Source organism: Prescottella sp. R16 (assembly GCF_030656875.1).
Classification (GTDB): domain Bacteria; phylum Actinomycetota; class Actinomycetes; order Mycobacteriales; family Mycobacteriaceae; genus Prescottella.
The window spans coordinates 3,912,591-3,927,087 of the sequence record NZ_CP130943.1; the positions used below are offsets into that span (position 1 = coordinate 3,912,591).

The window sequence follows — 14,497 nt, forward strand, 5'->3', positions numbered from 1 at the left end:
TGATTGGAGCTCTTCCGTGAACCGCACGACACTTCGACGAGTTGCCGCCGCCGGCGCGAGCGTCGCCATGATCGCCACCGGTACGACCGTCGCGGCCGGTACCGCCACCGCCGCCGACACCACCTGCCAGCCGACGAAGAACTTCACCGGTAGCGGCATCATCGTCGAGCAGACCGCCGACAAGGCCGAGGTCGTCCCGGGCGGAACGATCACCTACCAGACCCGGGTGAGCCGCGGCAGCGGAATCTGGATGCTCAAGGAAGTCGGCCAGTTCCACGACCCGGCACTGGCCCTGGACAACTCCCGGCTGAACGTCTGGAACCTGATCGGCGGCCAGAAGTGGGGAGCAACGCATCTCAACAACGACCCCGCCAAGAACCTGTACTGGGAGCGCGGCGGCGGCTGGGACATGACCGGCGGTAACTACGCGATCCTCGAGACAACCTACAAGGTGTCGGACGATGTGCAGCCCGGCACCCAGCTCGTCAGCGGCGTGCAGGCCCGCCCTGTCGGCTGGGACAGTCAGGAATGGCCGACCACCGGCGCCTGCGTCACGGTGCGCGACAAGAACCCCGTCGAAACCGTCACCGGCAGCCTCGATTCGAGCGGTCTCGGCTCGGTGAACACCGCCAGCACCGGCATGTTCGGTTCGGCGACGAACCCGACCGGGTCGGTCACCGACGTCATCAACGGCATCGACTTCGGGAAGATCCTCGGCGCCGCGATGGGCAGCTGACACCCGGCACCACGGAAACGCCCGGCCGACGACTCCTCGTCGGCCGGGCGTTGTCGTGTGCGCTCACACCGAACGTGCGGCACCCTCCCAGAACTGGGCGCGCAACGCCTTCTTGTCGAGCTTGCCGATCGGGGTGAGCGGCAGCGATTCGACGAAATCGAGTGACTTCGGCGCGTGCACCGACCCCTTCGCGGCCCGGACCCGGTCGACCAGTTCGGCGGCGTCGACGCTCTGCCCGTCGCGCAGCACGACGCACGCCTTGACGGACTCCCCCCACTTGTCGTCCGGCACACCGACCACCGCGACCGAGGCGACCGCGGGGTGTGCGGAGATGACGTCCTCGATCTCGCGCGGGAACACGTTGAAGCCGCCGGTGACGATCATGTCCTTCTTGCGGTCGACGATGTAGAGGAAACCCTCGGTGTCGGCGCGGGCGATGTCACCGGTGTGGAGCCAGCCGCCGCGCAGTGCGTCGGCGGTCTCGGCGGGCTTGTTCCAGTACTCCTTCATCACGAGCGGGCCGCGGACACAGATCTCGCCGAGTTCACCCTGGGCGACCTCGTTCAGGTCGTCGTCGAGCAGGCGCACGTCCAGCCACGGGACGGGACGTCCGCACGATGCGAGCCGTTCGGTGTTCTCCGGATCGTGCTCTTCCTTGCGCATGACGGTGATCGTCATGCCGCACTCGCTCTGCCCGAAGTACTGGAAGAAGATCTGCCCGAACTTCGCGATGCCCTCCTGCAGCCGGGACGGCGACATCGCGGCGGCACCGTAGAACAAGGTCTGCAGGCTCGAGACGTCCCGCGTCTTCAGGTCCGGATGGTCGAGCAGCATGTAGATCATGGTGGGTACCAGCATCGTCGCGGTGATGCGGTACTTCTCGATCGCCTCGAGCACCGCGCCGGGCTCGAACGCCGGCAGCACGACGAGGGAGCCGCCGCGCAACAGCGTCGGCACGAAGAACGCCATGCCGGCGTGCGACAGCGGGGTGCACGCGAGGAAGCGCATCTCGTCGGGGAACTGCCATTCGGCCATCTGGATCTGCGGCAACGTCACCCCGGACGCGAACGTGTTGACGACGCCCTTCGGCTTGCCGGTGGTGCCGCCGGTGTACACCATGCTCGACGGGTCGTCGCCGGCGACGTCCGCGGCCACCAGTTTCCGTGGGGTGAAAGTCGTTGCGAGCGCGAGAATATCGATGCCCACCTCCGACGGGCCGAGGGAGAACAGATTCTTCAGCGTCGGCACGGTCGCCTTCAGTTCGGCCGCGCGGCCCTCGAACGCCGTCGGGTCGAAGATGAGCGTCTCGATCTCGGCGTCGCCGAGGATGTAGCCGTGGTCGTCGAGCGAGCCCATCGGTGCGAGCGCGGTGTTGCGACACCCGAGCACCATCTGCGCGCCGACGCTGATGAGGACCTCGGGCCGGTTCTTCGACAGCATCGCCACCGTCGAGCCCTTGCCGATCCCCAGCGACGCGAGCGCCTGGCCGAACGAGCTGATCTGGTCCCGCATCTGCCCACCGGTGAGCACGACGTCGCCGAGGTAGAGCGCGGGCCTGTCGGCATTGCGTTCGAGTGCGGTGATCAGCAGGTCCGCCAGGTAGCGCGGGCGGTGGAGGACGTCGGCGAGCTCGTCGGTCATGTGGGTTCCTTCTGCGTGCTCGTGCCGCGACGGCTCGCAGTGCGCCCGCCGCGCCACAGTCGGCCGGTGTGTGGTCCGGGTCACCGTCACGATAACCCGATTCCCACAAAACTGGAACCTGTTCCACCCGCTCGACCCACCCCCGCCCCTCGCGTTGTGCGCACTTGTCGCGCCCCCACCGTGCGAAAACTCGCGACAAGTACGCACAACGCGGGAGGAAGGGGTGCCGCTCAGTTCCGCCCGTCGAACAGCGCGTCGGGACGCAGCCTCTCGCCGAGCGTCCGGGCGCGTTTGGACGCGAGCCGTTCGAACGCCTCGGGATGGGTGAGGATCCAGAACTCGTCGCGGGCGATGCCGTCGAACAGCAGCTTCGCGGCCTCGCCCGGGGTCATCCCCTCCCGGATCTGGTCGCGCCAGAATCCGGCGTCGGCGGCGGTCCGCTCCTGCACGGGGGCGTCCTCGAAGATCCGGGTCGCGACCTGCCCGGGACTGAACACCGACACGGTGATCTGCGGGAATGCCTCGGCGCATTCGAGATACACGCTCTCGGTGAGCGCCTGTACGCCGTGCTTGGACGCCGCGTACGCCGTCATCCGCGGAGTGATCGCGATGCCGCCCACCGAGCACGTGTTGACGATGTGCGACGGCCGCGGATCGGCGCCCATCCGCGGCACGAACGACCGGATGCCGTGGAAGACACCGAGCAGGTTGACATCGATCACCCGCCGCCACTCGTCGGCGGGCACCTCCCACGTGTAGCCGAGCGATTCGAGTCCCGCATTGTTGAGGAGCACCGTGACCGAACCGAATTCGTCGTACACGACGTCGGCGAGTGCGTCGACGGCGGCGGCGTCACGGACGTCGGTGGGGACGGCGAGCACCTTCACACCGGTCAGTTCCGCGGCGACGGCGTCGATCCGGTCGGCGGAGACGTCCGCGAGGACGACGTTCATGCCGAGCGCGGCGGCGCGGCGCGCAGCGGCCGCCCCGATCCCGCTACCGGCGCCGGTGACGACGGCCGTACCGCCTGCGAGGTCGTCGAGTTGCACCGTGGTACCTCCTATTTGACGCAGTGGCCCGCGTCGACCGGCAGGGTGACGCCGGTGATGTAGCGGGATTCGTCGGATGCGAGGAACAGGCTCGCGTTCGCGATGTCCTCGGGTTCGATGAGCGGGACGGGCAGCAGGTGCATCGTCTGTGTGCCCGCCTCGAACTGCTCCTGCGTCGGATGTTCGACGCCGGGGCAGAACGAGCGCATCGTGCCGGGGTTCTGGATCATGGGGGTGCGGGTGTTCGCCGGGTGGATCGTGTTGACCCGCACCCGATACGGCGCGAGCTCGTTGGCAAGGGAACGCATCAGGCCGACGAGTCCGTGTTTGGCGGCGGTGTAATGGCCGACGCTCACCAGTCCGCGCAGTCCCGCGATGGAACTGATCAGCACGATCGAGCCGCCGCGGTCGCCGTCCAGAATGTGCGGGATCGCAGCCTTGCAGGTGCGCCACACACCGGTGAGGTTGACGTCGAGCATCGTCTGCCACTGGTCGACATCCATGCCCACTGTGGCACCGGCCGAACTGATTCCGGCGGTCGCGCTGACGACGTCGAGCCGACCGAGCGCCTCGACACCCGAGCCGATCGCGGCCGAGAGTGCCTGCTGGTCGCGCACATCCGCTTCGAATGCGCAGATCTTGCGGCCGAGGGCCTCCACCTGCCGCACGGTTTCCGCCAGATCCTCCGGTGACGCGCCCGGAGTGGTCGAATGTTCGACGGGCGCGCAGAGGTCGACGGCGACGATGTCGGCGCCCTCCTGCGCGAACCGGACCGCCTGGGCACGTCCCATCCCTCGTGCCGCGCCGGTGATCAGCGCCACCTTGCCGTCGAGACGCCCTGCCATCACGCCACCTTCTGGGTCTGTCCGGCGTCCACGACCATTTGCAGGCCGGTGACGTACCGGGATTCGTCGGATGCCAGGAACAGCACCGCGTTGCTCACGTCGACCGGCTCCACCCACGGCACCGGCAGCAACATCCGCCGGGAGAGCACCTCGGCGACATCCGCTGCGGTGGGATTCTCGAGGTCTGGGCGCAGCCGCGCGAACGTGGCCGGATTGAGCGTCATGGGGGTTCCGACGGCCCCCGGGTGCACGGTGTTCACCCGGATCGAGCGGCCACCGAGCTCGTTCGCGAGAGTCTTGGCCAGTCCGGTGATCGCGGTCTTGGCCGCGGAATAGTGCGATGCCCCCGGTACGGCCTTGATCGCGGCCGTGGAGCTCGTGATCACGACCGATCCGCCGTTCGGGTTCATCACGGCGACACCGGCTCCGATCGTGTTCCACGTGCCTGTGACGTTGACGTCGATCGACCGGTTCCAGATGTCGTCGTCGATCTCCCACGACGGTCCGGGGTTGTCGCAGATGCCGGCGTTGGCGACGATCGTGTCGATCGGGCCCAGCTCGTCCGCGCCGGTGCGGGCAGCCGCGGCGACGGCGTCGGCGTCCCTGGTGTCGACCTCCGCCGTGACCACCCGGGCCCCCTGCTCCCGGGCGAGCCGTGCGGTCTCCGCCAGCGCCGTCCGTCCGGGCTCACCGGGCAGGTCCAGGGCCACGATGTCCGCACCCTCCTCGGCGAGCCGGACCGCGCACGCACGCCCGATCCCTCCGCCCGCTCCGGTGATGAGAACTACCTTGCCGGTCATTCGCGCCATGGCCTTCCCTTTCGTCGCTTCGAAACGCTAACGAGCACGTCACAGCCACCGGGAGGGTGCGTTCCATCCAGCGGGAGACCCTCTGTCCCGTCGGACACGCCGCAGAGTTCTATGAGGTCCATCACAGGACAGCTCCCTGACGGCACGACGGAGGACCCTCATGTCTCTCGACACCGCTACCACTCCCGAATCGACCACCGACGACGTCGAGGTCCGCGAGATCGAAGCCGCGGCGCCTCCCACCCGGTTCGCCCGCGGTTGGCATCTGCTCGGCCTGCTTCGCGACTTCAAGGACGGCAAGCCGCACTCGATCGAGGCGTTCGGCACCAAGCTCGTCGTGTTCGCGGACAGCAAGGGCGATCTCAAGGTTCTCGACGCATACTGCCGGCACATGGGCGGTGACCTGAGCCAGGGCGAGATCAAGGGCGATTCGATCGCGTGCCCGTTCCACGACTGGCGCTGGGGCGGCAACGGCAAGTGCACCGACATCCCCTACGCCCGCCGCGTGCCGCCGATCGCGAAGACCCGGGCCTGGACGACCCTCGAGCGCAACGGCCAGCTGTTCGTGTGGCACGACCCGCAGGGCAACCCGCCGCCCGCGGACGTGACGATCCCCGAGATCGAGGGGTACGGCACCGACGAGTGGACCGACTGGGAGTGGAAGTCCCTGCGCATCAAGGGCTCGCACTGCCGCGAGATCGTCGACAACGTCGTCGACATGGCGCACTTCTTCTACATCCACTACTCGTTCCCGCGCTACTTCAAGAACGTCTTCGAGGGCCACATCGCGACGCAGTACATGAACTCGACCGGCCGCGAGGACATCGTGACCGGCACCAACTACGACGATCCGAACGCCGAACTGCACTCGGAGGCTTCGTACTTCGGCCCCTCCTACATGATCGACTGGCTCGAGACCGAGGCCAACGGTCAGACCGTCAAGACCGTCCTCATCAACTGCCACTACCCGGTGAGCAACGACGAGTTCGTGCTGCAGTACGGCGCGATCGTCAAGAAGCTGCCCGGCATGTCGATCGAGGAGTCGGCGGCGATGGGCGCCCAGTTCGCCGAAGGCGTGCAGCTGGGATTCGAGCAGGACGTCGAGATCTGGAAGAACAAGGCGCCCATCGACAATCCGCTGCTGTCCGAGGAGGACGGCCCCGTCTACCAGCTGCGCCGCTGGTACCAGCAGTTCTACACGGATATCGAGGACGTCACCGACGACATGACCAAGCGCTTCGAGTTCGAGATCGACACCACGCGTGCGGTCGCGAGCTGGAAGCAGGAAGTCGCCGAGAACCTGGCCCGTCAGGCCGAGCAGGAGAAGGAACCCACCGCATGAGCTACGAAGTCCTCGCTGCCGTCGAGGCGGCGGCCGACGAACTCTTCATCGAGGGCGAGGAGGCGGAGCGGATCGGCAAGGTCGCCGACGCCACCGCCAAGAAGATGAAGGAGTTCGGCTCCATCCGCATGCTGCAGCCGAAGGAGCACGGCGGCATGGAGGCGCATCCGCGCGAGTTCGCCGAGACCGTCATGCGCACCGCGTCGATCAATCCGTCGGCCGGCTGGGTCCACGGCATCGTCGGCGTCCACCCGTGGCAGCTCGCGTTCGCCGACGACCGTGCACAGCAGGAGATCTGGGGCGACGACCCGAACACGTGGATGGCATCGCCGTACATGCCCGGCGGCATGTGCGTGCCCGTCGACGGCGGCTACAAGTTCTCCGGCCGCTGGCAGTTCTCGTCGGGCACCGACCACTGCGACTGGGCGTTCCTGGGGGCGTTCGCGTGCAACCCGGACGGCAGCATGGAGATGCCGCCACGGATGCTGCACGTGATCATTCCGCGCACCGACTATCGGATCATCGACGACTCGTGGGACGTCGTCGGTCTGCGCGGCACCGGCTCCAAGGACGTCGTGGTCGAGGACGCGTTCGTGCCGTCGTACCGGGTCATGGACTGCGACGAGGTCATCGACGGCACCGCGGTGCGGAACTACGGCCGCGACGAGACGCTGTACCGGATGCCGTGGTCGAACGTCTTCCCGCTCGGGATCACGTCGGCGACGATCGGTATCTGCGAGGGCCTGCTGTACCAGGCCAACGAGTACCAGCGCGAACGCATCAACCCGCAGGGCACCGCCGTCAAGGACGACCCGTACACGATGTTCGCGATCGGTGAGGCCACCGCGAAGCTGCGGGCGGCCCGGGATTCGCTGCTGGCCAACGTCGATCGCATGTGGGATCTGGTCGACGCCGGGAAGACCCCGACGTTCGAGCAGCGCGCGATGGGCCGCGAGACGCAGGTCAACGCGGCATGGCAGGCCGTCATGGCCGTCGACCAGGTGTACGCCCGCTGCGGCGGCAACGCGCTGCGGATGGACAAGCCGATGCAGCGCTTCTGGCGCGACGCGCACGCCGGCCTGCACCACGCGATCCACGTTCCCGGCACCGTGTACCACGCGGCGACGCTGAGCGGTCTCGGTGTGGACCCGCAGGGCCCGCTGCGCGCGATGATCTGACCCTTCCGGACCACGAATGCACAACGGAGACAAAGTATGACCAACAGCAGTGTCGGCGGCTTCGGCACCGACATCCGCGGCCTGGGCTACGTGAAGGTCCAGACCAACGACATGGACCGGTGGCGCACCTTCGCGTTCGACGTCCTCGGCTTCGCGAAGGGCTCCGGACCCGACCCGGACGCCCTGTACCTGCGGATGGACGAGCGGGCCGCCCGCATCATCGTCGTCCCCGGCGAGACCGACGAGGTCGTCACGATCGGCTGGGAGGTCCGCGACCACGACGCGCTGGTCCGGGTGACGGAGGCCGTCGAGCTGGCCGGGATCGCGGTCAAGCCGCTCTCGGTCGAGGAGGCCGATGCCCGCCGGGTCGAGGAGGTCGTGACGTTCGTCGACCCGTGTGGTGCGACGCTCGAGATCTTCCACGGCGCGGTCCTCGACCACAGCCCGGTCGTCACCCCGTTCGGCGCGAAGTTCGTGACCGGCGCACAGGGTCTCGGCCATGTGGTCCTGCCGACGATGGACCCGAACGGATCGTTCTCGTTCTACACCGACGTCCTCGGGTTCCTGCCGCGTGGCGCGTTCCGGATCCCGGCGCCGCCGGAGTTCGGCCCGATGCGGGTGCGTTTCCTGGGTGTCAACGAACGCCATCACAGCCTCGCGCTGTGCCCGGCCCCGCACGGCGGCGCTCCCGGACTGGTGCACATCATGGTCGAGGTCGACACCCTCGACGCCGTCGGGCAGGCCCTCGACCGGGTCGTGAAGGACGGCTTCTCGGTGTCGTCGACCCTCGGCCGGCACACCAACGACAAGATGGTGTCGTTCTACGTCCGCGCGCCGGGTGGCTGGGACATCGAGTTCGGCACCGAGGGGATGAAGGTCGACGAGAAGTACTACTCGGCCGAGGAGATCACCGCGGACAGCTACTGGGGCCACGATTGGTCCGGAAGCGAGCCGCTCGCCGCCATGTGAGGTACAACCGAACAAACGCTTCATCGAGGGGGAGCCCGCCCAGGGTTCCCCCTCGACGTGTCGCCGCTGTAGTGACCTGCTTCACAAACTCTCATTTCTGTGTCATTATTCCTAATAGAAACACCCATGTCAGGTGGGTCTTACTGCTGCGTCCGACAGAAGTGAGGGAGACATCCATGACCGCGTCCGCCACTGCCGACGGAGCTCCGACCGCAATTCTCGAGCGAGTGTCGCTCGTCCTGGACACGTTCGACGGCCCCGGGCGCCTCACCCTCGCCCAGGTCGTCAAGCGCACCGGACTACCCCGTTCGTCGGCGCACCGGATGCTCGAACGCCTCGTCGAGATGCGGTGGCTGCGCCGCGAGGGCCGCGACTACGAACTCGGCACCCGGCTGATGGAACTCGGCTCGATCGCCGTGCACCAGAACCGCCTGCACGCGGCGGCAGCCCCGATCCTGCAGGAACTGCACCGCGTCACCGGCTACGTCGTCCACTTCGGCGTCCTCGACGGCCCCGACGTCCTCTACCTCGACAAGATCGGCGGCCGGCTCGCCGCGGCCCTGCCCACCCGCGTCGGCAGCCGCTACCCGGCCCGCAACTCGGCGATCGGCAAGGCCCTGCTCGCGTACGCGCCCGCCGCCGGCGACGATCTCGTCCACTTCACCCCGGAACTGCACAAGGTCCGCGAGATGGGTGTCGCGTACGAGGTCAGCGAGGTCTCCGGCGGTATCGGCGTCATCGCAGTCCCGATCGGCACGGTCGGCGACGCGACCGCGGCACTGTCCATCTGCGGCCCGACCGGTCACGTCAAGTTCGACCACCGACACGCCGCCCCGGTTCGTATGGCCGCCAACGCGATTCTGCAGTCGCTCACCGGACGCGGTCAGGGCGTGGCACCGATCCCGCACCGCAACCGGCTCCAGAGCATGCCCAGTGTCACCGGCCGCACCCAGCTCCAGTACGCCTGACCCGCCCGAGGAGCATCATGCCGCTCGGCCCCGAAGTCCAGCCGAACCCCGAGCCCGAACCGGTTGCACCCGTACAGAACCGCGAGATCGACGGCCCCCGTGGACCGATTCCGCCCGGATCTACCGCCCCGCGGAGGAATCGACGGAACCACGTCCGGTGATCGTGTCCACCCACGGTGGCGGATTCGGCTTCTGCGACCTGGACACCCACGACGGCCTGCGAGCCGTCCTGGGCTCACCGAACCGATACTGCCGTTCCGGGCCTCGAGGCGGCGGTCAGGACCGGCCGCCCGCCTCGAGGCCCGCAACGAAATCCTCGACTTCACGCCACGATCCGGATACCAGGGGCAACGGGTTGCCCAACTCGTCGTGCTCTCGCACACTCGCGAACGTCTCGGCAGCCTCGTCGATGTCGTCGAGCATCTGCCGGGCCAGCTCGATCTCGGCCCGGAAATAGCGTTCCGCCCACTTCAAGCTCATCTGCGAGAACGCCCACGCCGGCTCCCGGGTCGCGTTGTCGGCGTGCACCGCTGCTCGCCCGCGCAGCGTCTCCATGTTCTCGATGTGCGCCTGCACCAACGACTTCAACTGGTCCGGATCGTTGAGGTGACCCATCCACATCCGCAGCATCAGACCGTGCTTGAGCACCGGCTGCTCGACGGGGGCGTCCCGAGACCAGTTACGCACCGCGCGCGTCCCGCACTCCGTGATCCGGTAGACACGCCGGCCCCGTTCCCCCGGCTCACACACCTGCTCCGACACCACCAGCCCTACGGCCTCGAGCTTCTTCAGCTCGGCGTACACCTGACTGATCGACGGACTCCAGTAGAAATAGCCGAAACTCCAGTCGGCCCACTTCTTCAAGTCGTACCCGGTGAGCCCCTCACCGAGCGTGAGCATCCCCAGGACCGCCCAGCTCGTCGCGGGCAGTTGCGGGTATCCGGTGTCGTCGGCGGGCTCGGTCTCAGCCATGGAAAGAGCGTAACAGCCCAGGTAGACAGTGGTTACCCGGCAACAAGTTCAGCCCATCGAGCGGGAAAGAACCTCCCGCCCCGTGGGAGATCGATCACCACAGGGGCCTTCCGGTGACTACCGTCGCAGGGAACGCCAGGAGGTTCGTCATGGAAAGCGTCAACTGCAACAGTTGCGGCAACCGTGTGCTCGTCGAGAAGTACAGCGATGCGCACACCAGCATCCAATGGCTCGAGGACGCCTCGACGGCGTGCCCCGAGTTCGAGGAATCCCGGACGAAGGACGGCCGTGTCTTCGTCCCCACCTGCCCGAAACTGCAGGAGACGATCGACGACCTGATCATGTCCGGCCAGCTCGGCCTGTCCCTGCGCAGCTACCCGGTTCCCGGCCGGCTCGAATGATGCTCTGACGGGTCCCGCACGCCGGGACCTGCACGACTGCACAGCCTTTCGGCGCCCTACGGTCGAGCCATGAAGTGGGCACTGCCGGGCGCGATGATCGCGACCCCCGAACTCATCGACCTGGCCCGCGTGGCCGACGACTGCGGCTACGACGCGATAGCCATGCCGGACTCCGTGTTCTATCCCGAACACATCTCCGCGGGCTACCCGTACTCGGCCGACGGCAAACGCATGTGGGCGCCGGACACCCCCATGCCGGACCCGTTCATCGCCATGACCGCGCTCGCCGCCGTCACCGAACGGCTCCGCTTCTACACCAACGTCCTGAAACTGCCACTGCGCGATCCCCTGCTCACCGCGAAACAGCTGTCGACCATGGCAGTCATGTCCGGTAACCGGGTCGCCGTCGGCGTCGGATTGTCGTGGATCCCCGAAGAATTCACATTCACCCACACCGACATGCGCACCCGAGGTGCCCGCACCGACGAGGCCATCGACATCCTGCGGATGGTCTGCGCCGGCCGTGGACCCGAATGGGTCGAATACCACGGCAAGCACTACGACTTCGACCGGCTCATGATCAGCCCCGCCCCCGACCGGCCGGTCCCCGTCTACGGCGGCGGACACAGCGAACCCGCACTCCGCCGCGCCGCACGCCGCACCGACGGCTGGATCTCCGTCAACGCCACCCTCGCCGACCTCACCGCCGCCATCACCCGTCTCCACGAACTGCGCACCGAGTACGGCCGGGCCGACCTCCCCTTCGAAATCGACGCCTCCCCCACCGACGTCACCGACATCGACGGCTACCGTCGCCTCGCCGACCTCGGCGTCACCCGCATCCGCGTCGCCCCGTGGCGAATGTACGACGCCGACCCCACAGACCCCGCCGCCCGCCTCGACGCGGTCCGACGCTTCGCGGACGCCGCCATGTGAGGTGTGTGCGTTTCGCTCCGCACCACAGCTGAAGGGACCCTGCGGCTGCTCACAACAGCTGCAGGGTCCCTTCAGCTCGAACGGGAGGCCTTCCCTCGGACCGGTCTCTCAGACCCGCCCGAAGTAGGCGTCCTGGAGGACGGCGATGTCGTCGATCTCGGTGGCGGGGGCGTCCATGACGACCTTGCCGATGTCGAGGACGGTGACGTGGTCGGCGACGCTCATGGCGGCTTCGACGGCCTGTTCGACGAGGAGGACGGCGAGTCCGGTCTCTTTGAGGAGTCGGACGCGTTCCATGACCTCGTTGACGATGACGGGGGCGAGGCCGCCGGACGGTTCGTCGAGGAGCAGCAGGGTCGGGTTCGACATCAACGCCGCGCCGATGGCGAGCATCTGCTGCTGCCCACCGGACATGGAGCCGGCCAACAGGTTCCGTTTCTCGCCGAGGATCGGGAACATGTCGTAGATGCGGTCGACGTCGGGCTCGAGTGCGCCGCGCCGCATCTTCCGGGTGTAGCCGCCGAGCAGCAGGTTCTGTTCGATGGTCTGTTTGTGGAAGACGCGTTTGCCTTCCTGCACGTACGCCATGCCGCGGCGGACCCGCTGGTGGGCGGCGACGCCGGAGATGTCCTGGCCGTTCATCTCGATGGTGCCGCCGTGGACCTTGTTCAGGCCGGAGATCGCCCGCAGGGTGCTGGTCTTGCCGGCACCGTTTCGGCCGAGGAGTGCGGTGACCTTGCCGGGGTGGACGTCGAAGGAGACGTCCCACACGACCTTGAGGTCGCCGTAGCCGGTCTGCAGGTTCTTCACGCTCAGAACGGGTTCCATCACTCCACCCTTTCCAGTTCGGCGGCGGCCCCGCTGTCGGGGTCGATGCCGAGGTATTCGCTGAGGACCCGCGGGTGGTGTTCGATCTCGGCGGGCGGGCCGGACGCGATGACCTGTCCCTGTGCGAGCACGACGATGGTGTCGGCGAGGGAGAGGACGAGCCGGAAGTTGTGTTCCACGAGCAGGACCGTGGCTCCGGCGTCGCGCAGGGCCTGGATGAGCACCGCCAGGCGGACGAGTTCGTCCTCGTCCATGCCGGACGCGATCTCGTCGAGCAGCAGTACCCGCGGCTGCGCGACGACGGCGCGGGCGACCTCGAGCATGCGCCGCATGCCCAGCGGCAGCGAGGTCGCGATCTCGTTGCGCAGGTGCGACATGCCGACGAGTTCGAGGACGCGTTCGGCCTCGGCGACGTCGGCCTTGGCGACCTTCCGGAAGCTCGGCAGCCGCAGGACCGCGGACAGCATCGACGCCCGATCCGTCATGTAGCGGCCGGACGCGACGGCCTCGAGGACCGTGACGTTCTCGGGGATGTTCGGGGTCTGGAACGTGCGCGCGACACCTTCGCGGGCCACCCGGTACGACGACAGTGCTTGAACTTCGTTGCCGCCGATGACGATCCGGCCGGAATCGGCGGTGTAGAAGCCGCAGATCATGTTCAGCATCGTGGTCTTGCCGGATCCGTTGGGGCCGATGAGTGCCGTCACCTGTCCCGGCTCCGCGCGCAGCGACGCGGATGCCAGTGCCTGGTTGCCGCCGAAGGCCTTGGAGATGCCGTCGACCTCGAGGGCCGCGCCGGCGATCGGTGCGACGACGGGGATCTCGTTCGGATCCCGCGGTTCGGGTCGTTCGGCGACGCCGATCCCGGCCTTGCGATCGAGTCGGGCGGCGATCCCGCGGAACACCTTGATCAGGCCGCCGGAGAGCAGGACGCCACCGAGGATGAGGAATCCGCCGTAGAACAGCAGCGAGTACTCCTGGAACGCGGTGGACTGGTTGGGGCCGAACTGCATGATCGCCGCACCGATGACCGCGCCGTAGACGCTGGCCGAACCGCCGAGGATCGACGCCGCCAGTACCGCGGTGGCGAACGTGAACCCGAACGCCTCGGGGGCGATGAACAGGTCGGTGTTCGCGAACAGGGCACCGGCCAGACCGGCAGGGACAGCGCCGATCGCGTAGCCCAGCAGCTTCATCCGGTACACCGACACGCCCTGGGACTGGGCGAGGACCGGAGACTGCTTGAGCGTCCGGAACGCGATGCCGTGCCGCGACACCACCAGGTTGCGCATCACCACGAACCACACGATCGTCACGCCGACGACGACGTAGAAGAAGTCCCGGTCGACGTCCTGACCGAACAGGGTCGGCGGTTCCATCCCGGACAGGCCGTTGCGTCCACCGGTGTTGCCACCGAAGATCGCGAGGATGTCGGGCACCAACAGGACCAGGAAGAAGGACGTCATCGCCAGTGACCAGCTGCCCAGTCGCAGACCGGGAATGCCGGTGACGATGCCGACGACGAGCGCGACCGCCCCCGCCGCCAGCAGCTGCACCAGGATGTCGGTGTGCCCGGCCTGCGACAGCAGTCCGGCGGTGTAGGCGCCGGCCGCGTACATCGCGGCCTGGCCGAGTGCGAGTTCACCCGCGTAGCCGAGGCTCAGGTTCAGACCGCTGACCACCAGCGCGAGGATGCACGCGAGCTGCAACTGCCGGGTGTTGGTGGCGTCCAACCCCAGTACCGGTGCGAGCAGCACGACGGCCGCGAACACGAGCGCGAAGACCCAGCCGGGGACCGCGCGAATCTTTCTCCAGATCTGCAT

At 67.7% G+C, this 14,497-nt stretch carries 14 protein-coding genes; 7 read left to right on the forward strand and 7 right to left on the reverse strand.

Annotation, left to right across the window (positions count from 1 at the left end):
• The first annotated feature begins 16 nt into the window (after window positions 1-16).
• Window positions 17-736, forward strand: coding sequence for a hypothetical protein (locus Q5696_RS18440; protein WP_305092698.1), 720 nt, complete (start codon window positions 17-19; stop codon window positions 734-736).
• A 63-nt stretch (window positions 737-799) separates the two neighbouring features.
• Here Q5696_RS18440 and Q5696_RS18445 read toward each other — a convergent pair whose 3' ends face one another.
• The 4 genes from Q5696_RS18445 to Q5696_RS18460 all read right to left on the reverse strand — a co-directional run bounded on the left by Q5696_RS18445 (window position 800) and on the right by Q5696_RS18460 (window position 5,080).
• Window positions 800-2,377 carry an AMP-binding protein gene (locus Q5696_RS18445; protein ID WP_305092699.1) on the reverse strand — a complete coding sequence of 526 codons (1,578 nt, stop codon included), beginning with the start codon at window positions 2,375-2,377 and terminating at the stop codon, window positions 800-802.
• Between the two features lie 230 nt (window positions 2,378-2,607).
• Window positions 2,608-3,426, reverse strand: a complete 819-nt coding sequence (locus tag Q5696_RS18450) for an SDR family NAD(P)-dependent oxidoreductase (protein WP_305092700.1) — start codon at window positions 3,424-3,426, stop codon at window positions 2,608-2,610.
• Window positions 3,427-3,437: 11 nt separating this feature from the next.
• On the reverse strand, window positions 3,438-4,271 hold the full coding sequence (locus Q5696_RS18455; protein ID WP_305092701.1) for a mycofactocin-coupled SDR family oxidoreductase: 834 nt from the start codon (window positions 4,269-4,271) through the stop codon (window positions 3,438-3,440).
• Window positions 4,271-5,080 carry a mycofactocin-coupled SDR family oxidoreductase gene (locus Q5696_RS18460; RefSeq protein ID WP_305092702.1) on the reverse strand — a complete coding sequence of 270 codons (810 nt, stop codon included), beginning with the start codon at window positions 5,078-5,080 and terminating at the stop codon, window positions 4,271-4,273. Before Q5696_RS18460 ends, Q5696_RS18455 begins: the two co-directional genes overlap by 1 nt.
• A 160-nt stretch (window positions 5,081-5,240) precedes the next feature.
• Here Q5696_RS18460 and Q5696_RS18465 point away from each other — a divergent pair, with 160 nt between their 5' ends.
• The 4 genes from Q5696_RS18465 (at window position 5,241) to Q5696_RS18480 (ending at window position 9,537) form a co-directional block, all read left to right on the forward strand.
• The gene (locus Q5696_RS18465; RefSeq protein WP_305092703.1) at window positions 5,241-6,422 is read left to right on the forward strand and encodes a 3-ketosteroid-9-alpha-monooxygenase, oxygenase component; all 1,182 of its coding nucleotides are present in this window, start codon (window positions 5,241-5,243) and stop codon (window positions 6,420-6,422) included.
• Window positions 6,419-7,600: an acyl-CoA dehydrogenase family protein gene (locus Q5696_RS18470; protein WP_305092704.1), complete on the forward strand. Its 1,182-nt coding sequence runs from the start codon at window positions 6,419-6,421 to the stop codon at window positions 7,598-7,600. Before Q5696_RS18465 ends, Q5696_RS18470 begins: the two co-directional genes overlap by 4 nt.
• Before the next feature lie 36 nt (window positions 7,601-7,636).
• Complete coding sequence (gene bphC, locus Q5696_RS18475) at window positions 7,637-8,569, forward strand: biphenyl-2,3-diol 1,2-dioxygenase (RefSeq protein ID WP_305092705.1); 933 nt, start codon at window positions 7,637-7,639, stop codon at window positions 8,567-8,569.
• A 176-nt stretch (window positions 8,570-8,745) separates the two neighbouring features.
• Window positions 8,746-9,537, forward strand: coding sequence for an IclR family transcriptional regulator (locus Q5696_RS18480; protein ID WP_305092706.1), 792 nt, complete (start codon window positions 8,746-8,748; stop codon window positions 9,535-9,537).
• A 276-nt stretch (window positions 9,538-9,813) separates the two neighbouring features.
• On the opposite strand, the gene Q5696_RS18485 is transcribed toward Q5696_RS18480, so the two are convergent.
• Window positions 9,814-10,509, reverse strand: coding sequence for a PadR family transcriptional regulator (locus tag Q5696_RS18485; RefSeq protein ID WP_305092707.1), 696 nt, complete (start codon window positions 10,507-10,509; stop codon window positions 9,814-9,816).
• A 149-nt stretch (window positions 10,510-10,658) separates the two neighbouring features.
• Here Q5696_RS18485 and Q5696_RS18490 point away from each other — a divergent pair, with 149 nt between their 5' ends.
• Both Q5696_RS18490 and Q5696_RS18495 read left to right on the forward strand, forming a co-directional pair.
• The gene (locus tag Q5696_RS18490; RefSeq protein WP_305092708.1) at window positions 10,659-10,910 is read left to right on the forward strand and encodes a hypothetical protein; all 252 of its coding nucleotides are present in this window, start codon (window positions 10,659-10,661) and stop codon (window positions 10,908-10,910) included.
• Between the two features lie 69 nt (window positions 10,911-10,979).
• On the forward strand, window positions 10,980-11,846 hold the full coding sequence (locus Q5696_RS18495) for a TIGR03619 family F420-dependent LLM class oxidoreductase (protein ID WP_305092709.1): 867 nt from the start codon (window positions 10,980-10,982) through the stop codon (window positions 11,844-11,846).
• Window positions 11,847-11,954: 108 nt separating this feature from the next.
• Here Q5696_RS18495 and Q5696_RS18500 read toward each other — a convergent pair whose 3' ends face one another.
• Window positions 11,955-12,674 (reverse strand): ABC transporter ATP-binding protein, encoded by a 720-nt coding sequence (locus Q5696_RS18500; protein WP_305092710.1) that lies wholly within the window; start codon window positions 12,672-12,674, stop codon window positions 11,955-11,957.
• Window positions 12,674-14,497, reverse strand: coding sequence for a branched-chain amino acid ABC transporter ATP-binding protein/permease (locus tag Q5696_RS18505; protein ID WP_305092711.1), 1,824 nt, complete (start codon window positions 14,495-14,497; stop codon window positions 12,674-12,676). The genes Q5696_RS18500 and Q5696_RS18505 overlap by 1 nt, the downstream gene beginning before the upstream one ends.

Excerpts from the sequence above, each read along its gene's own strand:
- Q5696_RS18500 (WP_305092710.1), bottom strand. The coding sequence starts at position 12,674 with ATGGAACCCGTTCTGAGCGTGAAGAACCTGCAGACCGGCTACGGCGAC.
- Q5696_RS18465 (WP_305092703.1), top strand. The coding sequence starts at position 5,241 with ATGTCTCTCGACACCGCTACCACTCCCGAATCGACCACCGACGACGTC.
- Q5696_RS18480 (WP_305092706.1), top strand. The coding sequence starts at position 8,746 with ATGACCGCGTCCGCCACTGCCGACGGAGCTCCGACCGCAATTCTCGAG.
- bphC (WP_305092705.1), top strand. The coding sequence starts at position 7,637 with ATGACCAACAGCAGTGTCGGCGGCTTCGGCACCGACATCCGCGGCCTG.
- Q5696_RS18505 (WP_305092711.1), bottom strand. The coding sequence starts at position 14,497 with ATGCAGATCTGGAGAAAGATTCGCGCGGTCCCCGGCTGGGTCTTCGCG.
- Q5696_RS18445 (WP_305092699.1), bottom strand. The coding sequence starts at position 2,377 with ATGACCGACGAGCTCGCCGACGTCCTCCACCGCCCGCGCTACCTGGCG.
- Q5696_RS18485 (WP_305092707.1), bottom strand. The coding sequence starts at position 10,509 with ATGGCTGAGACCGAGCCCGCCGACGACACCGGATACCCGCAACTGCCC.
- Q5696_RS18495 (WP_305092709.1), top strand. The coding sequence starts at position 10,980 with ATGAAGTGGGCACTGCCGGGCGCGATGATCGCGACCCCCGAACTCATC.
- Q5696_RS18490 (WP_305092708.1), top strand. The coding sequence starts at position 10,659 with ATGGAAAGCGTCAACTGCAACAGTTGCGGCAACCGTGTGCTCGTCGAG.
- Q5696_RS18470 (WP_305092704.1), top strand. The coding sequence starts at position 6,419 with ATGAGCTACGAAGTCCTCGCTGCCGTCGAGGCGGCGGCCGACGAACTC.
- Q5696_RS18460 (WP_305092702.1), bottom strand. The coding sequence starts at position 5,080 with ATGGCGCGAATGACCGGCAAGGTAGTTCTCATCACCGGAGCGGGCGGA.
- Q5696_RS18455 (WP_305092701.1), bottom strand. The coding sequence starts at position 4,271 with ATGGCAGGGCGTCTCGACGGCAAGGTGGCGCTGATCACCGGCGCGGCA.